At 53.1% G+C, this 20,324-nt stretch carries 21 protein-coding genes and 12 tRNA genes; 24 read left to right on the top strand and 9 right to left on the bottom strand.

Features of this window, described 5'->3' with window-relative positions:
* Nucleotides 1-12 precede the first annotated feature (12 nt).
* The 13 genes from BMX91_RS15565 to BMX91_RS15505 all read left to right on the top strand — a co-directional run bounded on the left by BMX91_RS15565 (nucleotide 13) and on the right by BMX91_RS15505 (nucleotide 2,381).
* Nucleotides 13-87: transfer RNA gene (locus tag BMX91_RS15565), tRNA-Met, on the top strand.
* Between the two features lie 2 nt (nucleotides 88-89).
* Nucleotides 90-165, top strand: a tRNA-Asp gene (locus tag BMX91_RS15560).
* A 24-nt stretch (nucleotides 166-189) separates the two neighbouring features.
* Nucleotides 190-265, top strand: a tRNA-Phe gene (locus BMX91_RS15555).
* 3 nt (nucleotides 266-268) lie between these two features.
* Nucleotides 269-344, top strand: a tRNA-Thr gene (locus BMX91_RS15550).
* A 5-nt stretch (nucleotides 345-349) separates the two neighbouring features.
* A tRNA-Tyr gene (locus BMX91_RS15545) sits at nucleotides 350-433 on the top strand.
* 5 nt (nucleotides 434-438) lie between these two features.
* Nucleotides 439-512: transfer RNA gene (locus BMX91_RS15540), tRNA-Trp, on the top strand.
* A gap of 13 nt (nucleotides 513-525) precedes the next feature.
* A tRNA-His gene (locus BMX91_RS15535) sits at nucleotides 526-601 on the top strand.
* 51 nt (nucleotides 602-652) lie between these two features.
* Nucleotides 653-728 (top strand) — tRNA-His (locus BMX91_RS15530).
* Between the two features lies 1 nt (nucleotide 729).
* Nucleotides 730-801: transfer RNA gene (locus tag BMX91_RS15525), tRNA-Gln, on the top strand.
* A 6-nt stretch (nucleotides 802-807) separates the two neighbouring features.
* A tRNA-Gly gene (locus tag BMX91_RS15520) sits at nucleotides 808-883 on the top strand.
* 10 nt (nucleotides 884-893) lie between these two features.
* Nucleotides 894-967 (top strand) — tRNA-Cys (locus tag BMX91_RS15515).
* 28 nt (nucleotides 968-995) lie between these two features.
* Nucleotides 996-1,080: transfer RNA gene (locus BMX91_RS15510), tRNA-Leu, on the top strand.
* Between the two features lie 161 nt (nucleotides 1,081-1,241).
* A complete protein-coding gene (locus tag BMX91_RS15505) occupies nucleotides 1,242-2,381 on the top strand; it encodes a hypothetical protein (protein WP_092056250.1) in 1,140 nt (379 codons plus the stop codon).
* A 95-nt stretch (nucleotides 2,382-2,476) separates the two neighbouring features.
* Here BMX91_RS15505 and BMX91_RS15500 read toward each other — a convergent pair whose 3' ends face one another.
* Together BMX91_RS15500 and BMX91_RS15495 are read right to left on the bottom strand one after the other, a co-directional pair.
* Entirely contained in the window at nucleotides 2,477-3,463 is a 987-nt protein-coding gene (locus tag BMX91_RS15500; protein ID WP_092056246.1) for a diaminopimelate dehydrogenase, read from the bottom strand.
* Between the two features lie 129 nt (nucleotides 3,464-3,592).
* Nucleotides 3,593-4,708, bottom strand: a complete 1,116-nt coding sequence (locus tag BMX91_RS15495) for a M20 metallopeptidase family protein (protein WP_092056243.1) — start codon at nucleotides 4,706-4,708, stop codon at nucleotides 3,593-3,595.
* A 146-nt stretch (nucleotides 4,709-4,854) separates the two neighbouring features.
* Here BMX91_RS15495 and BMX91_RS15490 point away from each other — a divergent pair, with 146 nt between their 5' ends.
* The 3 genes from BMX91_RS15490 to BMX91_RS15485 all read left to right on the top strand — a co-directional run bounded on the left by BMX91_RS15490 (nucleotide 4,855) and on the right by BMX91_RS15485 (nucleotide 6,149).
* A complete protein-coding gene (locus BMX91_RS15490) occupies nucleotides 4,855-5,094 on the top strand; it encodes a glutaredoxin family protein (protein WP_092056240.1) in 240 nt (79 codons plus the stop codon).
* A 76-nt stretch (nucleotides 5,095-5,170) separates the two neighbouring features.
* On the top strand, nucleotides 5,171-5,293 hold the full coding sequence (locus tag BMX91_RS15990; protein WP_281242850.1) for a hypothetical protein: 123 nt from the start codon (nucleotides 5,171-5,173) through the stop codon (nucleotides 5,291-5,293).
* A 121-nt stretch (nucleotides 5,294-5,414) separates the two neighbouring features.
* Complete coding sequence (locus tag BMX91_RS15485; RefSeq protein ID WP_092056235.1) at nucleotides 5,415-6,149, top strand: glucose 1-dehydrogenase; 735 nt, start codon at nucleotides 5,415-5,417, stop codon at nucleotides 6,147-6,149.
* A 43-nt stretch (nucleotides 6,150-6,192) separates the two neighbouring features.
* Here the strand turns inward: BMX91_RS15485 and BMX91_RS15480 are convergent, their stop codons facing one another.
* Entirely contained in the window at nucleotides 6,193-6,657 is a 465-nt protein-coding gene (locus tag BMX91_RS15480) for a cupin domain-containing protein (protein WP_092056229.1), read from the bottom strand.
* A 212-nt stretch (nucleotides 6,658-6,869) separates the two neighbouring features.
* Between BMX91_RS15480 and BMX91_RS15475 the strand changes: the two genes are divergently transcribed.
* The gene (locus tag BMX91_RS15475) at nucleotides 6,870-8,297 is read left to right on the top strand and encodes an MDR family MFS transporter (RefSeq protein ID WP_092056226.1); all 1,428 of its coding nucleotides are present in this window, start codon (nucleotides 6,870-6,872) and stop codon (nucleotides 8,295-8,297) included.
* 199 nt (nucleotides 8,298-8,496) lie between these two features.
* Entirely contained in the window at nucleotides 8,497-9,954 is a 1,458-nt protein-coding gene (locus BMX91_RS15470) for a carbon starvation CstA family protein (RefSeq protein ID WP_092056223.1), read from the top strand.
* A gap of 217 nt (nucleotides 9,955-10,171) precedes the next feature.
* Here BMX91_RS15470 and BMX91_RS15465 read toward each other — a convergent pair whose 3' ends face one another.
* Together BMX91_RS15465 and BMX91_RS15460 are read right to left on the bottom strand one after the other, a co-directional pair.
* Complete coding sequence (locus tag BMX91_RS15465) at nucleotides 10,172-10,687, bottom strand: DIP1984 family protein (RefSeq protein WP_092056220.1); 516 nt, start codon at nucleotides 10,685-10,687, stop codon at nucleotides 10,172-10,174.
* Nucleotides 10,665-11,366, bottom strand: a complete 702-nt coding sequence (locus BMX91_RS15460; protein ID WP_245744490.1) for a B3/B4 domain-containing protein — start codon at nucleotides 11,364-11,366, stop codon at nucleotides 10,665-10,667. Before BMX91_RS15460 ends, BMX91_RS15465 begins: the two co-directional genes overlap by 23 nt.
* Nucleotides 11,367-11,452: 86 nt before the next feature.
* Here BMX91_RS15460 and queG point away from each other — a divergent pair, with 86 nt between their 5' ends.
* The 4 genes from queG to BMX91_RS15440 all read left to right on the top strand — a co-directional run bounded on the left by queG (nucleotide 11,453) and on the right by BMX91_RS15440 (nucleotide 14,050).
* Nucleotides 11,453-12,607: a tRNA epoxyqueuosine(34) reductase QueG gene (queG, locus tag BMX91_RS15455; protein ID WP_092056217.1), complete on the top strand. Its 1,155-nt coding sequence runs from the start codon at nucleotides 11,453-11,455 to the stop codon at nucleotides 12,605-12,607.
* Nucleotides 12,604-13,074 (top strand): tRNA (uridine(34)/cytosine(34)/5-carboxymethylaminomethyluridine(34)-2'-O)-methyltransferase TrmL, encoded by a 471-nt coding sequence (trmL, locus tag BMX91_RS15450; protein WP_092056215.1) that lies wholly within the window; start codon nucleotides 12,604-12,606, stop codon nucleotides 13,072-13,074. Before queG ends, trmL begins: the two co-directional genes overlap by 4 nt.
* 363 nt (nucleotides 13,075-13,437) lie before the next feature.
* Nucleotides 13,438-13,740, top strand: coding sequence for a hypothetical protein (locus tag BMX91_RS15445; RefSeq protein ID WP_092056212.1), 303 nt, complete (start codon nucleotides 13,438-13,440; stop codon nucleotides 13,738-13,740).
* Nucleotides 13,741-13,771: 31 nt separating this feature from the next.
* Nucleotides 13,772-14,050 (top strand): hypothetical protein, encoded by a 279-nt coding sequence (locus BMX91_RS15440; RefSeq protein WP_092056209.1) that lies wholly within the window; start codon nucleotides 13,772-13,774, stop codon nucleotides 14,048-14,050.
* Nucleotides 14,051-14,265: 215 nt separating this feature from the next.
* On the opposite strand, the gene BMX91_RS15435 is transcribed toward BMX91_RS15440, so the two are convergent.
* Nucleotides 14,266-15,567, bottom strand: a complete 1,302-nt coding sequence (locus BMX91_RS15435; RefSeq protein ID WP_092056207.1) for an NCS2 family permease — start codon at nucleotides 15,565-15,567, stop codon at nucleotides 14,266-14,268.
* Nucleotides 15,568-15,723: 156 nt separating this feature from the next.
* Between BMX91_RS15435 and BMX91_RS15430 the strand changes: the two genes are divergently transcribed.
* Nucleotides 15,724-16,554 (top strand): aldo/keto reductase, encoded by an 831-nt coding sequence (locus BMX91_RS15430; RefSeq protein ID WP_177168426.1) that lies wholly within the window; start codon nucleotides 15,724-15,726, stop codon nucleotides 16,552-16,554.
* A 46-nt stretch (nucleotides 16,555-16,600) separates the two neighbouring features.
* On the opposite strand, the gene BMX91_RS15425 is transcribed toward BMX91_RS15430, so the two are convergent.
* The 3 genes from BMX91_RS15425 to BMX91_RS15415 are packed head-to-tail and all read right to left on the bottom strand — an operon-like array spanning nucleotide 16,601 to nucleotide 18,392.
* Entirely contained in the window at nucleotides 16,601-17,449 is an 849-nt protein-coding gene (locus tag BMX91_RS15425; protein ID WP_092056204.1) for an RluA family pseudouridine synthase, read from the bottom strand.
* A 45-nt stretch (nucleotides 17,450-17,494) separates the two neighbouring features.
* Entirely contained in the window at nucleotides 17,495-17,962 is a 468-nt protein-coding gene (locus tag BMX91_RS15420) for a thioredoxin family protein (RefSeq protein WP_092056202.1), read from the bottom strand.
* 4 nt (nucleotides 17,963-17,966) lie between these two features.
* Nucleotides 17,967-18,392: a disulfide oxidoreductase gene (locus BMX91_RS15415; protein ID WP_092056199.1), complete on the bottom strand. Its 426-nt coding sequence runs from the start codon at nucleotides 18,390-18,392 to the stop codon at nucleotides 17,967-17,969.
* Nucleotides 18,393-18,610: 218 nt separating this feature from the next.
* Here BMX91_RS15415 and BMX91_RS15410 point away from each other — a divergent pair, with 218 nt between their 5' ends.
* Nucleotides 18,611-20,155 carry a carbon-nitrogen hydrolase family protein gene (locus BMX91_RS15410; protein ID WP_092056196.1) on the top strand — a complete coding sequence of 515 codons (1,545 nt, stop codon included), beginning with the start codon at nucleotides 18,611-18,613 and terminating at the stop codon, nucleotides 20,153-20,155.
* Nucleotides 20,156-20,324: the final 169 nt, after the last annotated feature.

Here is a 20,324-nt window from a genome sequence, read left to right as displayed (position 1 = left end):
TTATATTATTATCGCGGAGTGGAGCAGTGGCAGCTCGTCGGGCTCATAACCCGAAGGTCGCAGGTTCGAATCCTGCCTCCGCAACCAATGGTCCCGTGGTGTAGCGGTTAACATGCCTGCCTGTCACGCAGGAGATCGCGGGTTCGATTCCCGTCGGGACCGCCATTTTTTACATAAATATTATATGATGGCTTGGTAGCTCAGTCGGTAGAGCAAAGGACTGAAAATCCTTGTGTCGGCGGTTCGATTCCGTCCCAAGCCACCATTTGCCGGCCTAGCTCAATTGGTAGAGCAACTGACTTGTAATCAGTAGGTTGGGGGTTCAAGTCCTCTGGCCGGCACCACCCATGGAGGGGTAGCGAAGTGGCTAAACGCGGCGGACTGTAAATCCGCTCCTTCGGGTTCGGCAGTTCGAATCTGCCCCCCTCCACCATACATAGGGGCATAGTTTAACGGTAAAACAGAGGTCTCCAAAACCTCCGTTGTGGGTTCGATTCCTACTGCCCCTGCCATTATTGACTGACGGCGATTGTGGCGAAGTGGTTAACGCATCGGATTGTGGTTCCGACACTCGTGGGTTCGATTCCCATCAGTCGCCCCATTGTTCGTGTTCCTCACGTTCTCCGGGGTCAATCAATATTATATAACTGTGGCGGTTGTGGCGAAGTGGTTAACGCACCGGATTGTGGTTCCGGCATTCGTGGGTTCGATTCCCATCAGCCGCCCCATTGGGGTATAGCCAAGCGGTAAGGCAACGGACTTTGACTCCGTCATTCGTTGGTTCGAATCCAGCTACCCCAGTTTTTCGCGGAAGTAGTTCAGTGGCTAGAATACCACCTTGCCAAGGTGGGGGTCGCGGGTTCGAATCCCGTCTTCCGCTCCATTTTTTATACGGCGGCATAGCCAAGCGGTAAGGCAAGGGACTGCAACTCCCTTATCACCGGTTCGATTCCGGTTGCCGCCTCCATTTTTGTTTCTGCATGATTTTATATCATGCCGGTGTGGCGGAATTGGCAGACGCGCACGACTCAAAATCGTGTTCCTTACGGAGTGTCGGTTCGATCCCGACCACCGGTACCAACGAATATACAAATGACAGACGTCTTCGCATCTGCGAGGACGTCTTTTTTGTTCTTCTTCTCCTTTTACGCGTCATCTCACTTTTGAATTAATCAACAGCATTATTGAAAGTGTACATAGAAATCTAAGTATTATGCTAACCCGATGGTTATATATTACTTATGATTAAAACTAATAAAGTTCTTATCACTGTCGGTTCAATTGTATTGTCAATGGGTTTCCTGGCAGGATGTAGTTCTGATAAAGAAACTAAAGCTGATTCAACTGCAATTGCTGCTGAACAATCGGAAATGACTCTCGAAGAAAAGGTTATCAAATACTTTGAGGAATACGAGCTTCCAACAGAAGGTCGGGTCTCAGACGATGATCCACTTTACAACTCTCACAATCCTGAAGAGTATGTGGCTTATGAAAATGGATATATTCTGAGCAAGGAGACCAGGCATGCTTCTACAATAATGAACACTCCAGAAGAGTCCCCTGAACCAACTCCAGAGCAAATTCCAGCTGTTGTTGCAGGTAAAATTATTGGTGCCGCCTACGGTCCACAATCACCACTTGATGATCGTGTTGAAATCCGTATACAGAGTCTTGAATTAGCTTTGGAAGCAAACGAAGACGGAACAGTTGAACGATGGCTGACAGAGATGAAAGAAGAATTTGAGTCAATTTCTAAAATGACGGATTCAGTTAAATATGGCGAAAGGCTCTTAGCAGCTATTGATTCTTTGAAGGTAGTTGCTGAGTCGATTACTAATCATTCAATTGAAACTAACGAAGAACAAGCATTAAATGGTGAATTTCTGACTGAACCAGGATACGAACCAGAAATCGCTCAGTTCTTCGCTGACTATGAGCTTCCTGAAGAAGGACAAATCCCGAAGGACGATCCGACGTATCAAGGCGTCAATGCTGAACAACTTGTCGCATATGAAAACGGTATGTTGTTCGACCGAAGCAGTGGCCAGATGGTCGCAAGAAGACATTACCATGACGGCACTGTTCCCGAGCCAACTCCCGAACAAGCTACAGGAGTTGTAATGGGCTCGATCGTTGACGCTGCTTCAAACGGAGGCGCTCAAATTCATGCTTCACAAGGGTCTGCACATATGATCAAACGGCTGACAGAAGCAAAGGAATTGAATGAATTTGAGTCACTTGAGGAATGGCTGGATGCAAGAATTGAAGGTTACAAAAAAGCAGATGCCCTGGAAAACGTGGAAGATCGGGTCAAACTTTTAACAGACGAAAATGCTGAATTGAACAAAATGGTCGCTACATTTATGGATAGGCAAGACTAATTGTTTAGTTTTACGATACAGACAGCCATGTGTTGTCTGTTCTTTTTTGTGCACATAAAAAGAACCGCCTAAATTGGCGGCTCAGAAACAATTGATTACAAAAAGTCTTTCCGGAGTTCTTCTGCCGATCGCGGCGAGATGTATCCTGGTGCTACGTCATAAACAGTTTTGGCGCCGTACTGTTTTTCCTGGCTCAATCGGTGAGCGGCCCGTGCGTAGGCTACGAGGACGCTTGCCGTGAATTCCGGGTTGCTGTCGAGCTTCAGGGAGAATTCGAAGATCTGCTTGTTGCCGTCTCCGGTGTTTCCGCCACGGATGACGAATCCGCCGTGAGGGGCTTTGGAATGGTCACGCTTGAGTTCTTCTTCGGTGATGAAATTGACTTCCGTGTCGTAGTCAGCAAAGTAGTTCGGCATTGTCTTGATCTCGTTTTCGAGCGCTGCCTGATCCGCTCCTTCATCCGGCACGATGTAGCAGACACGGCGGTGCTTTTCAGCTGTCGTTAGTTCAGGATTTTGTCCGCTCCGCACTTTTTCGATAGCCGCATCAGCAGGAATGGTGTATTGCACGCCATTTTTGACGCCCTCTACGCGACGTACCGCATCGGAGTGGCCCTGGCTGAGGCCTTTGCCCCAGAATGTATAGTTCTCGCCGTTTGGTAGGATGGCATCGGCCATTACACGGTTGATGGAGAAGAGGCCCGGGTCCCAGCCGACAGAGATGATCGCAGTGGTGTTGTGCTTTACAGCCACCTCATTGACTGCCTTGTAAAACTCAGGAATCTTCGCATGGGTGTCAAAGCTGTCGACTGTATTGAACAGGCTTGCGAAATGTGGCGTCTGTTCAGGGAGGTCATGCGCCGAGCCGCCGCACAGCAGCATGACGTCGATTTTATCTTTATAGTCGGCTGCATCGGAAATATGGGCGACTTGGATGGACGAATCGTCCAGGTTCAGGGATTCCGGTTCTCTTCTCGTGAAGATGGCAACGAGTTCAAGGTCAGTTGTCTGCCGGATGGCTGCCACTGCGCCTTTTCCGAGATTGCCGTACCCGACGATGCCGATTCTAATTTTCGATTCCATGTTCTCATCTCCCATTATCTAAAGTTGATCATTCTTGGCGAATGCCCAAAACTCCATTGTTCGAAGCTTCTCGAAATTTTGGGTTTTTACATTATAACACTAGCACAGTGCAGTGAAAAATAATGAATCTTACTGTTCCAGGATGGCGAGGAACAAGTCGGTTCCGCTTTCGATCAGTTCGTCGCGGAAATCGTATTCGGCGGTGTGGATGTGAGGATGATCTTCACCATTTCCGATGATGCAATAGGCCGCTTTGGTCAGCTTCGCCAGATGGCCGAAGTCTTCTGACCCTCTAAAGGCCTCTTTCATTTCAAAGTCTTTGAGGCCTGCCGACTTTACAGCTGCACGGACCTTGTCCGCCGTTTCCTTGTCATTGGCCGTTTCGGGGAATTCATCGTTGTATTCGAAACGGATACGAAGTCCGTGTTCATCCGCCAGTGCTGCTGAATATTGCTCGAGCTTCTTTTGAACCCGTTCCAATTCATATTCATACAACGCACGGATCGTCAGGCGGAGAACCCCATTGGAAGCCGAAATGCCGAACGCTTTTTCTCCGGCCTGAATTTGGACGACGGTGCAAAGTACCAGCCCCTGGTAGTCTGCGGGATTAATGAGTTGCGGGATAGCATGGACTATGGAGGCAAGCGCGAACACAGGATTGATGCCGTCCTCAGGCTGGCTGGCATGGGCAGGAAGCCCATCAAGATGGATCGTCAATCCCTTAGATGCGCAGAACATCGTCCCATCAAGGATCCCGACGGCCTGGAAAGGGAACCCGCTCATATTGTGGTAGGCATAGAATTCGTCGACTTGTTCATCCTCGATGAGACTGACGCACTGTATGGCACCATCACCGGTTTCTTCGGCAGGCTGGAACAGGAAGAAAACATTCACATCCGGCTTTTGCTGATCCACTTCCAGTGCGAAACCCGCCAGTGTTGCAGAGTGACCGTCATGGCCGCATTTATGAGCCTTGCCGGGAAATTTGGAGCCCCAGGAGAGATCGATGGTTTCATCAATCGGCAGAGCATCAAAATCGGCGCGGAATGCGATGTTCCGGCGGTTTTTGCCGGCTCGGTGGGCCGCGAAAAACCAGCTTCCCCTGTCAATGATCTCGAGGCTCGTATGCACCTTTAGGAATTTGATCAGCCGCCTTTTTGTCCAGGTTTCTTCATTGGAAAGTTCGGGGTGTTGATGCAATTCCCGCCTCAGTCCGACAGCTAACTCATAGTTTTCTTTTTTCATCACGCATGCTCCTATTCTTTCTGTCTGAAAATTCCGCTGTAGGATTAGTATAACAGGATTTTGCGGAGCGGTTTTCAAGTCCGGATTTTTGCAGCAGCTTGATGAAGTGGTTAGAATGAGGGTATTAAAGCGATTGGAGCAATCTGATGGAACCGAACGTCATCATCTATACGAACACTTTGTGCCCGGTATGTGCGATGGTCAGAAGCTTTCTGGATGACCATGAAATAGCGTATCGGGAAGTGAATGTCGACCTGCATCCGGTTGAGATGCTGAAGCTGATCGGGAAAACTCGTCGGCTGACCGTGCCACAGACCTATGTAAATGGAACATTCATATCAGGGTTCAATCCTGTCGGTATCTTAAAGCTGGTCCATCCCTCATGATGGGCCAGCTTTTTGTTTAGCATTCTGCTTAATAGGGTACAGAAGTGAAGGAAGCATCGAAGGCAGGTGAATGGGTATGACACGTCAATGGAACTTTATCATTGAAAACAAACTGATCACCGTTTACGGGAAAGATTCCCGACAGGCGGAACAGCAAGCACAAAAGCTTTTCAGCGAATTAAAACAGTCTGCAAAGTGAGGCACTGTCCAGGATGGACGGTGTTTTTTACATTCTGGTGAATTCATTGGCTCCTGCTCGCGAAAACAGGATGTCGGAGTTATTCTTTATATAGAAGTGAATCTGCCGGGAGGGATGCAGAATGGGCAAGTTGGATGGAAAAGTTGCAATCGTAACAGGCGGTGCCCGCGGCATGGGTGAATCCCATGTAAGGAAATTTGCGGCTGAGGGTGCGAAGGTGATCTTGACGGACCTGAATGTTGAAGGCGGTCGTGCTCTTGCGGAAGAACTTGGTGAATCGGTGCATTTTGTCAAGCAGGATGTGACAAAAGCAGAGGACTGGAAGATGGTCGTCGAAGAAGCGGAAGCGGCATTCGGGCCGATTGAAATCCTCGTCAATAACGCCGGCATCAGCATGGCGAAGACCATCTTCGATATGACGGAGGATGAGTACCGCAAGATTGTGGAAATTAACCAAGTCTCGGTTTTCCTGGGCATCAAGGCAGTCATCCCATCGATGCAGAAAGCCGGGGGAGGATCGATTGTCAATATTTCCTCAATGAACGGGCTTGTTGGGGGAGCACCGGGCTATACAGATACGAAATTCGCTGTCCGTGGACTTACCAAGTCAGCCGCTCTTCAGCTCGCCGGTCTTGGCATCCGCGTCAACTCGGTCCACCCGGGCGTGATCGAGACGCCGATGGTCACCGAGGGGGATGCCATCGAGCAGATCAGGGAGTTCGCCAAACAGATTCCGCTCCGAAGGATGGCCCGGTCCGAGGAAGTGTCGAATATGGTGCTGTTCCTCGCATCGGACGACTCCAGTTACTCTACGGGGTCTGAGTTTGTCATCGATGGTGGCCTGACCGCGATGTGAACCATGAAAGAAGCTGCCTGCATCTGCAGGCAGCTTCTTTCCATTAATGGCTTTCTTCTGCTTCCATAGCATCCTCTTTCGTCTGATGGACGGTGCCTCGCGGATGCTGTGGCGGGGCGTAGATAGAATACATCTTGATCGGAACGTGGCCGGTATTGGTGAAGTTATGATAATAGCCGGCAGGAATCAAGATTGCATCATCTTCTTTGACATGTCTGGTGAACTCCGGACGGTCGGGAGTACGGCCCATCTGAACAATGCCCTGGCCTTGCTCGATCCTCAGAAACTGGTCGGTATTCGGGTGGATTTCCTTGCCGATATCTCCTCCGGGAGGAATACACATTAATGTCACCTGCAAGTATTTGCCGGTCCAGATGGCCGTCCGGAAGTTCGGGTTGGCCAAAGAAGCTTCATGAATATCAACAACATAAGGGCGTCTGCCGTGATCCCGGAAATGAGTTGGCGTACCGTGGTGACGATACCCGTCGGCAGGGTCCATTCCTGTCATCCAAGGGCCTTGAGCGGGCACCGGTGCCCACATTCCGCATGAACAATGGGAAGGAAACGGAGGGTGTCCCATAAACAAACCATTCACTTCCTTTTCATGATGTCCCGATAGCCTATGCGGGGGGATGCAGATTTGTCCGTTTGGAATGGGCAGCGGAAGAATTTTCAATTATACTGTACGGTAGCTCATACATAAGAAAAGAGGAAATACCCATGCAAGAACACGAGCAATCTTCGGATCTTCCCGCATACAACCGGACAGTCATCCTGATTGTCCTTATCACCGGAGCATTCGTGGCTCTCCTGAATCAGACGCTCCTGATTGTGGCGCTTCCGCCTATCATGGTGGACTTCTCCATTGACGCGAACGAAGCGCAGTGGGTAACGACGGCTTATCTGCTGACCAACGGTATCCTGATCCCGATCACGGCATTTTTGATCGACCGCTTTTCAAGCCGGCGTCTGCTTATGGTTGCCAGCGGACTGTTTGCGGCAGGCACGCTTGTCGCAGCCGTGGCCCCAAGCTTTTTCTTCCTGCTGGTCGCCCGTGTAATCCAGGCGGCGGGAGCCGGGATGATGATGCCGCTTATGCAGACGATTCTCCTCACCATCTTCCCGGTGAACCGGCGCGGTTCCGTCATGGGACTTGTCGGGCTGGCCATCGGTTTTGCGCCGGCAATCGGACCGACCCTGGCCGGATGGGTGCTCAGCTTTGGTTCTTGGAGAGTGCTCTTCTCGATCGTCCTGCCTTTGGCTGTGCTGCACCTGATAGCTGTATTCATCTTCATGAAGAACGTTACGCAGCAGCGTCCGGTGACGATAGATCTTCCATCTATCGTTTTGTCGACGCTTGGCTTTGGCGGACTGCTGTTTGCCTTCAGCAGTATCGGCGGGGAAGGCTGGCTGAGTCCGAACGTGCTGATTTCCACAGCCGTCGGTTCTGTCTCGCTGTACCTGTTTATACGCCGGCAGCTGGCACTTGAGACACCGATCCTCAATTTCGGTGTGTTCCGCTCCGGTGTATACCGCCTCATCATTCCGATGGGCATGATTACATTCGCTCTTCTGATCGGAACGGAGACGCTGTTGCCGCTGTACGTACAAAACGTGCGCGGCGGTACAGCATTTGAATCAGGCTTGCTGCTTTTGCCCGGCGCCATTGCGATGGGTGCGATGTCCCCATTTTCCGGACGGATCTTCGACCGGTTCGGGGCAGGCTGGCTTGTCATTGCCGGATTTGCGCTGCAAGTCGTGACGACAGTGCCGTTCCTCTTCATGACCCCGGATACGCCGCTTGTCCTGCTCGGACTTGTATTCGGCCTCCGGATGCTCGGCCTGTCGATGCTGATGATGCCGCTCAGCACGGCGGGGATCAACTCGCTTCCCGCCCGGCTGATCTCCCATGGCACGGCGATGGATAATACATTCCGGATGATCGGGGGATCGATCGGCACGGCGCTTCTCGTGTCCGTCATGACCGGTACGGCCACAGCCGTCGGGTCATCAGCCATTCCTTCCCCGGATGCGCTCATGACCGGTGTCCGTGTCGCATTCTTTGTCGGTGGCATCCTGTCAGTGGCGGGCTTCATTCTGGCGCTCAAGCTGAAAAAGCTTCCGGCGGCATCCGCACCCCTGAAATAAGTCGCCCAGGCCAATTGTCTGGGTCAACTTGCAAGCGGCCTCAGTCCGGTACTCCCCGGATTGAGGCCGCTTCGTCTTTCAGGAAGGGAAGCCAATCATTCGAATAGAAGAAATGTCATTATATTAAAAAAGTAATCTTGCGTTCTCTGTTATAAGTGATAAAATTGTGTCGTACAACAGAGAGCAGGGGGAAGGACAGATGATTACTTTTTTGCTTAGCATCTTGCTGTTGATCGTAGGTTATTTTACATACGGAAAATATGTCGAGAAAGTCTTCGGCCCCAAGAACGAACGGCCGACACCGGCGTATGTGAATGGGGACGGTGTAGATTATATACCGATGTCGACTCCGAAGAATTCGTTGATCCAGCTACTGAACATTGCCGGGACAGGTCCTGTGTTCGGTCCCATTGCAGGAGCACTTTACGGTCCGGTTGCGTTTATCTGGATCGTCGTCGGATGTATTTTTGCAGGGGCGGTACATGATTATCTGACAGGGATGATTTCAATACGGAATAAAGGGGCTCATCTTCCGGAACTTGCGTCCAAGTTCCTGGGTAATCTCATGAAGCACGTCGTCAATATCTTTGCGCTGCTTCTGCTCATCCTTGTCGGGACAGTGTTCGTCACTTCACCGGCAATGTTGCTCAATATCATCCTTGACGGCAAAGTGGCGCTGGGAATCCTTGTCGGTATCATCTTCCTGTATTATGTTTTGGCGACATTGCTTCCGATCGATAAGATCATCGGGCGGTTTTATCCATGGTTCGGTGCACTGCTGGTAGTCTCGGCGCTGGGCGTTGGCATCGGCCTTGTTGTGACAGGGGCACCGATTCCGGAGCTGTCATTCACGAACATGCATCCGGGTGACCTTCCAGTCTTCCCGCTGCTGTTCTTCACGATCACTTGTGGGGCACTGTCCGGCTTCCATGCGACGCAGACGCCGATTATCTCCAGGACGACAAAGCAGGAAAAGGAAGGACGCAAGATCTTCTACGGCATGATGATTGCAGAAGGCATCATCGCAATGATCTGGGCAGCAGCCGCCATGAGCCTGTTCAACGGCTACGGCGGGCTGAATGAGCTTATTGCTGCTGGCGGTCCTGCGGCGGTGGTCAGTGATGTCTCTGTCATGATGCTGGGTGCCATCGGAGGAACTCTTGCAGTCCTTGGTGTCATTGTTCTTCCGATCACTTCCGGGGACACGGCTTTCCGTGCGGCCCGCATGATCATTGCCGATTACTTTAAGATCGGACAGGCAAAGATTATGAGCCGCCTCTGGATCGCGATCCCGCTGTTCGTCATTTCCTTCGTGCTGACGAAAATCGACTTCAACCTGCTTTGGCGCTATTTCTCGTGGGCAAATGGAGTCACTGCGATGATCGCCCTCTGGGTCGGCGCGATGTATCTGTTCCTGCAGCATAAGAACCATTGGATTGCGACGGTTCCGGCGATCTTTATGACGTCCATGGTTTTCGTTTATATCCTGTTCGAGCCGACGATGGGCTTCGGGATCGACTTGACCGTGTCCTATATCGGCGGTACCATTGCGACGCTATTCGTGACGGCATCATTCTTCATCTCCGCACATAAAAAGCGGGGGACGGGAATCTTGCTGGATGAGGATGTATCCGGGTATAATCGGGCAACTATTTAACTATGTGCGTGGCCATACGAAAACGCCCCCATTCCGCCGAAGCGGAAGGGGGCGTTTTCCATGGCCGGACGCCTGAAATACGATGGGAGGTCATTGCGTTTGCCGTGGTTGGTCATGGGTGATGGGTCACAGCGTGACGGGTGACCGGTCATCGGTTTCGCTAAGGTTAATGGCATCCGGGCCATGCCCCGGAAAGGACTCTCACCTTTCCGGGGGTTCAGTAGTAGGCACTGTCATCAAAGTCGAGGATAACGGTGTAGTTTTTCGCGTTGACTGCATTGGACAGCTTGTGAGCCCGGCGCTCGGCTTCCTCGGCCTTTTTGCGATAGTCTTCAGGATCGAACAAGGCGATACGGTAGACGACCGTTCCTTCTGAGTAGCCAAACTGGATCTCTTCTTTTTGTGCCTGGGAAAAGGACTTGTATGCTGATGCCTGGGCCCGCAGCTGTGTGGCAAACTCGATTGCTTCCACAATCGGCAGTTTGCTGCCTTCAAATTCCACTTCATGGTCGATGTTGGCGCGGTAGACGAGCCCGTCAAGCGAGCGGCTGTCTTTTCTTACCCGTTCCAGTTCCTGCTCGATCTCCGCCATCGGTCTGCGTCCGGTTTCCGGCTTTTTGCCTTTTTCTACAAGGGCGAACGCGCTGCGCTGCAATTCTTCGTTGAGTTCCTGGATTCTGCGATTAAGAATGCTTTTTAGTTTGATGCCTTCAGCGAGGTTGATCTTGCCCATCAGGATTCCCCCTTTTAAATACTGCTTCCGTGTTTCCCTTATGCAGGAGTGCCGGAGTGTACTCGCCGCCTGTCATGGAAGTAAATAAGGTGCCGGTTTCCTCTAGCAGGATCCCTGCTTGTTCCGCGGACATCGACGGGCGGAGATAAAGCACATGGATCGCTTCTGCGGTTGTTTCTGTGACGGCGGTTCGTTTGGAATCGACGAAGGGGCTGCCGAACGCCCCCTGCGCGTCGGCTGTGACAAGGATATTATCCAAGCTGTTGTCACGGCCATTCAGCCCTTCGTAAACGTCGGCCCCGGTACCTGGCCGGAACGTGATGTCGCCTGACACGGAAGCGGCGTCATACAGGCCGCACGGGATGCCTTCGCGGACGGAGAAGAAGTTGTTCAGGTCCACGCCGAGATTGATCTCACCCGGTACCTGGCCTTTTTTCACGCGGCGGATCAGCGCCTCTGCGGAAGGGCGGTAGCGGCCCGGGTCCTTTCCGAATGCCTTCCAGACTTTGCGCCATTCTGCGACTCCCGGGATGTCGGTCACGTTCTTGTCCTCCAGGTCGATCTGCATCTCCTGGTAAAAGTAGCCGATCCGCCCCTTCAGCATACCGGGAGCATCAGAGGTATTGATTCTGTTATAATGGATGATGCCGAATTTCAGATCCGGTACAGTTTCAAACAAGATATGATCTGCTTTAATCTTCAAGTCCATCACCTGTATATTATGACTTTTCATATATCGTATCACAATAGAAAGGGGCAGTCCCTATGGATACCGTCACACTGCAGCGGGAGCTGCGTGCGTTCGCGCGGGAGGCGGGCATCGATAAAATCGGCTTTACGACAGCCGATCCGTTTCGGGAGATGAAGAACAGGCTGAGGCGCCAGCAGGAAGCGGGCTTCCAGTCGGGCTTCGAGAAAGGTTCCCTCGACGAGAGGACCGACCCCGCTCTGCTTATGGAGGAGCCGGAAAGCATCATCGCGATTGCGGTTGCCTATCCGTCGAAGCTGGATGACGCGCCGAAGGGAACAAAAGGTGCCAGGCGGGGGATGTTCTGCCGGGCCTCCTGGGGACAGGATTATCACGACGTCCTCAGGGAAAAGCTTGCGCTGCTCGAAGCTTTTATCCTTGAGCGGGTGCCCGGGGCCCGTCTCCGTTCCATGGTCGATACGGGAGAACTCGTCGACCGGGCGGTGGCGGAGCGGGCCGGCATCGGATGGTCGGGGAAAAACTGCTCGATCATCACGCCTGAATTCGGTTCGTATGTCTATCTCGGGGAGATGATCACGAACATTCCCTTTGAACCCGATGAGCCTATCGAAGATGGCTGCGGCGACTGCACGCTCTGCCTCGATATCTGTCCGACGGGTGCTCTGATCGAAGGTGGCAGGCTGAACGCCCAGCGCTGCATCGCTTTCCTCACCCAGACAAAGGGCAGTCTGCCTGAGGAGTTCCGCACGGAGATCGGCAACCGGGTGTACGGCTGTGACACCTGCCAGACGATCTGCCCGAAAAACAAGGGAATGCACAACCGGATCCATGAGGCGTTCCGCCCAGATCCGGAACTGGCGAAGCCGCTTCTTGAGCCGCTCCTGAGCCTGTCGAACCGCGAATTCAAGGAGGCATTCGGCCATATGTCGGGCTCCTGGCGCGGGAAGAACCCGATCCAGCGCAACGCGGTCTATGCACTAGGCCACTTCAGGGAACAGACGGCACTGCCGGAACTGTCCCGCATCCTCCGCGAGGATGTCCGGCCCTACATGCGGGGCGCCTCTGCGTATGCACTCGGCAAAATCGGCACGGCGGAGGCGGAGACCGTTCTCCAACATGCAGAATCACGCGAGCGGGAAGAGGAGATCCTGGAGGAGATCCGGGCCGCCCTCAGCCTCATCGCAGACCAGAAGAAGGAAGTGCACGAATGATTCACGTCGTTTTACATGAACCGCTCATCCCGGCCAATACCGGGAATATCTCCCGCACCTGTGCGGGAACCGGGACCCGTCTCCATCTGGTCCGGCCGCTCGGCTTTTCAACCGATGACCGGATGCTGAAGAGGGCAGGTCTTGATTACTGGGAACATGTCGACCTGGAGTACCATGACCGGATCGAGGATGTGTTCTCCGCCTATCCGGGCGGCGATTTCTACTACCTGACAAAATTCGGGGAAGGAAACTACGCCTACAGGGACTTCTCAGATCCGGACCGCGATATCTTTTTCGTCTTCGGGAAGGAAACGACCGGATTGCCGAAAGAGCTGCTTGCCGCCCATCCGGAGCGCTGTCTGCGCATCCCGATGAATGACCATATCCGCTCACTCAACCTGTCGAACACGGCGGCAGTCCTCGTCTTTGAGGCGCTGCGCCAGCAAGGTTTCCCGGGTCTCCGGTAAGGAAAGCTGGCATACAAAAAGGGACTGCCCGGAAGGCAGTCCCTTTTTCTCAGCTTTGGCTTGCTTTGTTATCTTTCGCAGTGCCGGGCTTGTCTTCATAGCCGCCTGTGAAGATTGCGGAAAGGAAGGCGAAGCAGACACCGAGGATCAATAGAAGTTTCATGTCGGTACCTCCTGGTTCGAAGTTCGATCTCCACCCAGTATAACGCATCCGCCGCAAAAAGAAAACGTACCGCGGCAACGAAGCCGGCACTTCACAGCAAAACCGCCAAATTTCCGACAAGAAATGATTGTGGAAATTGAAACTTTTGGCCCGCCCCGTCCGTATTACAATTAACATCCAAATGAAAGCAGGGATCTATAATGAGAGCATCCACCATCATGCGCTGGGTCACAGGGCTGGGCGAAGCATTTCTCGCCATCCCGTTCCTCGGCGGTCTATATATCCTCGGGTCGGGCTATTCCCTTCTCGGCGTCATGTTCCTTCTCCATGCCATCACGCTCATCCTAGCCGTCCGTGACTTTTCCGCCAAGTCCGGGTCCATTGTCGGCCTCGTGACGAGCGCCATCGCCTGGATTCCGTTCCTCGGCTGGTTCATGCATGCCGTGTCTGCCGTATTGCTTATTTTCCAGGCCATCACTTCGCGCCCGAAGTCGAACTATTGACGGCCGGCAGTAAGGGGAGGGCCGCACAGACATGGATTCAATGATCAATCTGATGCTTCTCGGCGTGGCGCTGATCTCTGGCGGCATGTTCGGGTACATCTTCCTGACACTTTATCAGAGAAACAAAAAAGCTGGGCTGGCTTTGCTGGCCACTGCACTGGTGGCGGCGCTGCTGCAGCTTTACCTGCTCTTTTTCCTGTCACCATGGCTGACTGCAGCGGTCTTCGTGATCTACGCTGTCATCGGGGCCGTTGTGGCATGGACACTTAAGAAAAAGCAGCGACAGGCGGCGGACAGATCCGTAAAATAATAAAAAACGGCAACGGTCAGACAGCCCCCCCGGAGGCTTCTGTACCGTTGCCGTTTCTGTTTTTAGATGAGTTCGGTACTCACGTTTGCTGCAACGTCTTACCAATATGTCAACGTCTCAATGAAGTATGTTAACGTCTCAATGAAGTATGTCAACGTCTCAATGGAGTATAGCAACGTTTAGCATCCCGCCTGGAGCGGAAATCCCATTCCACATCAATGAGGCAAGAACAGCAGCTGATAGGCGAACATCAGCGCGAACACGTAAAGGAGCGGGTGGACATCGCGCCATCTGCCCTTGACGATCTTGATGATCGGATAAGAAATGAAGCCGAGCGCAATCCCGGTCGCGATGCTGGAAGTGAGCGGCATCGTGAGAATAATCAGGAACGCAGGGAAAGCTTCGTCAAAGGAATCCCACTCGATTTCCTTGACGATGCCGATCATCAGGCTGCCGACAATGATCAGTGCCGGAGCGGTGATCGCGGCAACCCCGGACAGCGAGCCGACAAGGGGTCCGAAGAACGAAGCAATGATGAAGAGCACACCGACCGTCACGGTCGTAAGCCCGGTCCGGCCGCCGACTGCCACGCCGGATGAGGATTCCACGTAGGCGGATGTCGGGCTCGTCCCGAACATTGCGCCTGCAGTGGCCGCGACCGAATCGGCAAGCAGGGCTGGGCGGACCCTCGGCATCTTGCCGTTTTTGATGAGGCCGGCCTGGCGGGCCACGCCGAGCATCGTACCCGTCGTATCGAAGAGCGTCACCATGAGGAAGGCGAATACGACACCATAAAGACCATGGGAGATGACGTCACCAAATGCATCGATCGGGTTCCAGACGATGATCCCCTCCGGCAGATGCGGCATTTTCATAAGCCCTTCCGTGAAACGGAGCTGGCCGGTCATATAGGCGACAATGCCAGTGACCGCCATGCCGATGAAAATGGCCCCGTACACATTACGTGCCATCAGAATGACTGTAATCATCAGTCCAAACAATGAAAGCAGAACGGGAGGGGAAGTCAGGTCGCCGAGCTTCACCAGATTGGTTTCGTGGTGTGCGACAATCCCTGACAGACGGAGGCCGATAAAGGCGATAAAGAGCCCGATTCCCGCCGTGATGCCATGCTTGAGGTTTTCAGGGATGGCGTCAATGAGTTTTTCGCGTATCGGGGTAAGCGACAGGATGACGAAAATGATTCCCGCGACAAACACGGCCGAGAAGGCGGCTGTGTAGTCGAGTGCACCGTCAGATGCGATGATGACCGATGTAAAGTAAGCGTTCAGCCCCATGCCCGGGGCGATGGCGATCGGGTAGTTGGCAAATAGCGCCATCCATAGCGTACCGATCACGGATGCAATGATGGTCGCCATGAACACCTGGTCAAACGGAACGCCCGCATCAGCAAGGATGATCGGATTGACGATGATGATATAGGCCATTGTCAGGAACGTCGTCATGCCGGCCAGAACTTCTGTTTTTACTGATGTATTATGCTGTTTCAATTGAAACACGGAACTTCCTCCTTTGAAAACACGAACGATTAAAAGAGCCATCAATCATATTATTCGTTTTAACTCAGGATTTCAACCAAAACATAAAAAAACAGATGATTCGATTTCGTTGACAAGCTCCGATAAAATGGAAGGGTATCAGAAGGAGGGGTAGGTATGGAACTGAATCTGCAGTCGAAGAAAACGCTCGCGAATGGAGTGGAGATGCCGCGCTTAGGTCTCGGCGTGTACAAGATGACCGAGCCGTCCGAATCGGTTGAAGCGATGACAGCGGCGCTCGAAGCGGGCTATCTCGCCATTGATACCGCTTCTCTCTATGGCAATGAGGTCCAGGTCGGCGAGGCGGTCCGTGCATCCGGTGTGAAGCGGGAAGACATCTTCATCACATCGAAGGTATGGAACACTGATCAGGGCTACGACGAGACGCTTCGGGCGTTTGAAAAATCACTTGAAAACCTGAAGATGGATTACCTTGATCTGTATCTCACGCACTGGCCGGTGGAAGGAAAGTTCACGGATACATACCGGGCGATCGAGCGTCTTTATGAAGAGAAACTGATCCGTGTGCCGGGTGTCTCGAACCACCATCGTCATCACCTCGAGGCTGTCTTTGCAAAGGCCAACGTGAAGCCGATGGTCAACCAGATTGAGCTTCATCCTTACCTGAGCCAGGAGCCGCTCCGTGAATTCTGCCAGGAAGAGAACATCGCTGTTACAGCATGGTCACCGCTGGCACGCGGCAAACTGATGGAAGAACCGGTGGTCGCGCGCATTGCGGAAACACACGGCAAGGCGCCGGCACAGGTCGTCATCCGCTGGCATCTCCAGCATGACATCATCGTCATCCCGAAATCTGTCCGGCCGGAGCGGGTGCGTTCCAATGCGGATGTATTCGATTTCACGCTTTCGGATGAAGAGATGCAACAGCTTGATGCGCTTAACCGGAACGAACGAACAGGAAAAGACCCGGACAATATGGATTTTTGAACAGAAAAAAGACAGGGCGCGGAAATGAATCCGGCCCTGTCTTTTGTTATGGAAGCCATTCCGGGCGCACCGGATCTTCGATGGCCATTGACCTGCCGGTAAACGGATGGGTGAAGGCGAGGCTTCCGGCATGGAGCCTGTACCTGCTGCCGTCTGCGGAAGGACGTCCTCCATATAATTCGTCCCCGATGATGGGATGGCCGAGATAGGACAGGTGGACGCGGATCTGGTGGGTACGGCCCGTGTCGAGTTCCAGTTTGACGATGGTCCTGCCGGCATCTTCACGGATCACTTCATAGTGTGTGGACGCCTGCTGTCCGGAAGGCGAGACGCGCCGCCGGGTGGCATGATGGCGGTCCCGGCCGATCGGAGCGGAAATGATCCCGCTCCGCGTCCTGAACCGTCCCGGTGTTTCCGCAAAATAACTGCGCCTGATCGCCTTCTCTTCGAGCATCCGGTCGAACACGGCTTTGGCGACGGGATGACGCGCAATGAGCACAAGTCCGGATGTCCCCTTATCAAGCCGGTGCACATGCTCCGCGTACGGTCCGAAATGGGCAATGACCCGGTTCATGAGCGTGCCGGTGCCGCCCTGTTCATTCGGATGGACGGCTAGCATGGCAGGCTTGTGGACAACGAGGCAGTGCGGATCTTCATGGACCACGGTCAGATCTCCGCTTTCCGGAATGTACCCGGATACGCCCTCAGGCAGTGTGATGGCGAGTGACGTGGCGGCGGGGAGGGGTTCATTCCACCGGATTCGTCCGCCATTTGAGAGTTTCACGGCGTCCGCCATACGCAGTTCGTGTACCGTTTTGCGGCCGAGGCGCCACCGGTCCCGGAGCAGGGCCTCGGCGGTCAGACCTTCTTCTTCAATCACATAAGTGAATTCCATGTTCTCACCCTTTGAAAAAAGCCGCGCTTGCCGCGCGGCTTTGAATTATTTTGCGTATTCGTTCAGGAAAGCTTCGATGTTTTCGTTTGGCTGGGCACCGATCATGCGGCCGACTTCTACTCCGTCCTCAAAATGAATCAGGGTCGGGGTAGAATCAACTTGGTATTGGATAAAGCCGTCCTCATACTCGAGCAGATTAAACTGGTCAATCTGGACGTCCATGTCTTCCGCGATCGGCATGAGGCGAGGCGTCATCTCCTGGCAGTATTGGCAGGTCGGGCTGAAGAAATAAGCAGTGACTGCTTCACCTGCTTCAATCTTTTCCGACAGTTCGTCAGGGAGTATGATGTTCTGGTAGTTCTCGTCGTCCAGCTGGTCGATCGTCGCCTGCTGAAGTTTTTTGTCCCCGTAAGGGCTGTTTTCCAGCTTGGACTGGTTGGACTGGTTCGTGAGGAAGACGATCATGGCGAATACGACGATGACCGCGCCTCCGATGATGAGCAGTTTTTTCATGTGTTCAGTTCGACTCCTTCTGTCGCTTCAGCATAAGGAAGCTGATGACGGCAATGATGATAAATGCAATGAGTGCCAGAAACGGGATGGTTACAAACCCGAACCAGTTGATGTAGGCTCCTGTACAGCTGACCTGGCCGCAGGACGGCGCACTGTCCTGGAGAAAAGAGATTTTCTGAATCCCGTAATGGTACAGGGAAATCAGACCACCAATGACCGACAGAGCCAGTGTGTAGACGGCTGCCCGGAAGTCCTTGCGGAAGTAGGCGACCGCCCCGATCACGACGATCGGATACATCAGGATCCTCTGGTACCAGCACATCTCGCACGGGACATATCCCCGGACCTCCGAGAAGTATAAGGAACCGGCTGTCGCGACCAGTGAAACGGTCCAGACGGCAAGCAGCATATTTTCAAGGCGTTTATCCATTGAACGCGCTCCTGACTTTTGAATTCCTTCTGATTATAGGGTGATTTCCTCCGATATGACAATGATTTTGCCCCAGGAATTGGCGGATGGTGGCAATCTGTTGACGTCATCTTGAAATTAAGAAGTTTATCTTTTGGCTTACGGGGAAATAAGATAGAGTTTTCCTGAGGGGCCCTGAGAGCGTATAATGGGCTCAATGCGAGAAAGGGGGCTCTGTCATGTCGGAGCAATTTGATTTGTCATCATTTGAAAAAAGCATGGTCATCCGAGAGATGACCCATGACGATATTGAAGCGATCCTGCGGATGCAGGACGAGTGTTTCCCTGGGATGGACCCATGGGAAAGGGCGCATCTTGAAAGCCATCTGAACATCTTCCCGGAAGGCCAGTTCGTGGCGGAGCTCGACGGAGAGATCATCGGTTCCTGTTCTAGCCTTATTATCAACTTTGATGAATACGACGACCGGCACACATGGGATGATGTGACGGATGAGGGCTACATCACCAACCACAACCCGGACGGCTACAATCTGTACGGGATTGAAGTGATGGTGCACCCGGATTACCGTCGGATGCGCGTCGGGCAGCGGCTGTATGAAGCGCGCAAGGATCTGGCACGCGCACTTAACCTGAAGTCGATCGTCATCGGCGGACGCATTCCCAACTATTATAAACATGAAAAAGAAATGACACCGCGTGAGTATGTCGATGCCGTATCCCGGCACAAGATCTATGACCCGGTGCTGTCCTTCCAGCTCTTGAATGATTTCACGCTCATGCGGGTCAATCCGGACTATCTTCCGGACGACTTAGCGTCACGCAAGTATGCAACGCTCATGGAATGGAACAATATCGACTACAAGCCGCAGTCCAAGCGGCACTTCAAAACCAGCTATCCTGTCCGGATCTGTGTGGTGCAATATCAGATGCGACAGATTTCCAGTTTCGATGACCTGGCCGGTCAGGTGGAGTATTTCGTGGATGTCGCATCGGATGCTTATTCTGACTTTGTCGTATTCCCGGAAATCTTCACGACCCAGCTGATGTCATTCCTGAATGAGCCTATCCCGAGCATTGCGGTGCGCAAGATGACCGACTACACAGAGCCATACATCGAGCTGTTCACGGACCTTGCCGTCCGCTATAACATCAACATCATTGGCGGCTCCCACTTCGTGAAAGAAGAGGACGAGGAAATCTATAACATCGCGTATCTGTTCCGCCGTGACGGATCGATCGAAAAGCAGTACAAGATCCACATCACCCCGAACGAGCGGAAGTGGTGGGGAATTTCTGCGGGTGATGCGGTCCGCGTCTTTGATACCGACTGCGGCAAGATCGCCATCCAGATCTGTTATGATATCGAATTCCCGGAACTGGCGCGCATCGCGACCGACATGGGCGCGAATATCATCTTCACGCCGTTCAACACGGAAGACCGGCAGGGGTATCTGCGCGTCCGGTACTGTGCGCAGGCGCGTGCCGTTGAAAACCAGGTGTACACGGTCATTTCAGGTACGGTCGGCAACCTGCCGCAGACCGAGAACATGGACATCCAGTATGCCCAGTCGGCGATCTTCGCGCCGTCGGACTTTGAATTTGCCCGTGACGGTATCGTCGGCGAGACCAATGCCAATGTCGAAATGGTGCTGATTGGAGACGTCGACCTCGAAATCCTGCGCCGCCAGCGCCAGGACGGCACGGTCAAGCAGCTGAAAGACCGTCGCCATGACGTGTACCGCGTCGAGTACAGGAAAAACTGATCTGGACAAGAGTCCCATACCGGGGCTCTTTTTTTAGTGTTTAGGAAATTACAAATCGTCACCCTGTGGAAAACGGCTATTCACGTGGCGTCCCCGGCCAGCTCCAGCACCCAGCAACTCGCAAACTTCACCCTTCTCCATTGCGATAAGTCAACATCGGCCCGTTCCG

The organism is Bhargavaea ginsengi, from assembly GCF_900109165.1.
GTDB lineage: Bacteria > Bacillota > Bacilli > Bacillales_A > Planococcaceae > Bhargavaea > Bhargavaea ginsengi.
This window is presented reverse-complemented; position numbering and strand designations above follow the sequence as displayed.

Coding starts and splice junctions, on each gene's coding strand:
- BMX91_RS15505 (WP_092056250.1), top strand. CDS start 1,242: ATGATTAAAACTAATAAAGTTCTTATCACTGTCGGTTCAATTGTATTG.
- BMX91_RS15500 (WP_092056246.1), bottom strand. CDS start 3,463: ATGGAATCGAAAATTAGAATCGGCATCGTCGGGTACGGCAATCTCGGA.
- BMX91_RS15495 (WP_092056243.1), bottom strand. CDS start 4,708: ATGAAAAAAGAAAACTATGAGTTAGCTGTCGGACTGAGGCGGGAATTG.
- BMX91_RS15490 (WP_092056240.1), top strand. CDS start 4,855: ATGGAACCGAACGTCATCATCTATACGAACACTTTGTGCCCGGTATGT.
- BMX91_RS15990 (WP_281242850.1), top strand. CDS start 5,171: ATGACACGTCAATGGAACTTTATCATTGAAAACAAACTGATCACCGTT.
- BMX91_RS15485 (WP_092056235.1), top strand. CDS start 5,415: ATGGGCAAGTTGGATGGAAAAGTTGCAATCGTAACAGGCGGTGCCCGC.
- BMX91_RS15480 (WP_092056229.1), bottom strand. CDS start 6,657: ATGACAGGAATGGACCCTGCCGACGGGTATCGTCACCACGGTACGCCA.
- BMX91_RS15475 (WP_092056226.1), top strand. CDS start 6,870: ATGCAAGAACACGAGCAATCTTCGGATCTTCCCGCATACAACCGGACA.
- BMX91_RS15470 (WP_092056223.1), top strand. CDS start 8,497: ATGATTACTTTTTTGCTTAGCATCTTGCTGTTGATCGTAGGTTATTTT.
- BMX91_RS15465 (WP_092056220.1), bottom strand. CDS start 10,687: ATGGGCAAGATCAACCTCGCTGAAGGCATCAAACTAAAAAGCATTCTT.
- queG (WP_092056217.1), top strand. CDS start 11,453: ATGGATACCGTCACACTGCAGCGGGAGCTGCGTGCGTTCGCGCGGGAG.
- trmL (WP_092056215.1), top strand. CDS start 12,604: ATGATTCACGTCGTTTTACATGAACCGCTCATCCCGGCCAATACCGGG.
- BMX91_RS15445 (WP_092056212.1), top strand. CDS start 13,438: ATGAGAGCATCCACCATCATGCGCTGGGTCACAGGGCTGGGCGAAGCA.
- BMX91_RS15440 (WP_092056209.1), top strand. CDS start 13,772: ATGGATTCAATGATCAATCTGATGCTTCTCGGCGTGGCGCTGATCTCT.
- BMX91_RS15430 (WP_177168426.1), top strand. CDS start 15,724: ATGGAACTGAATCTGCAGTCGAAGAAAACGCTCGCGAATGGAGTGGAG.
- BMX91_RS15425 (WP_092056204.1), bottom strand. CDS start 17,449: ATGGAATTCACTTATGTGATTGAAGAAGAAGGTCTGACCGCCGAGGCC.
- BMX91_RS15420 (WP_092056202.1), bottom strand. CDS start 17,962: ATGAAAAAACTGCTCATCATCGGAGGCGCGGTCATCGTCGTATTCGCC.
- BMX91_RS15415 (WP_092056199.1), bottom strand. CDS start 18,392: ATGGATAAACGCCTTGAAAATATGCTGCTTGCCGTCTGGACCGTTTCA.
- BMX91_RS15410 (WP_092056196.1), top strand. CDS start 18,611: ATGTCGGAGCAATTTGATTTGTCATCATTTGAAAAAAGCATGGTCATC.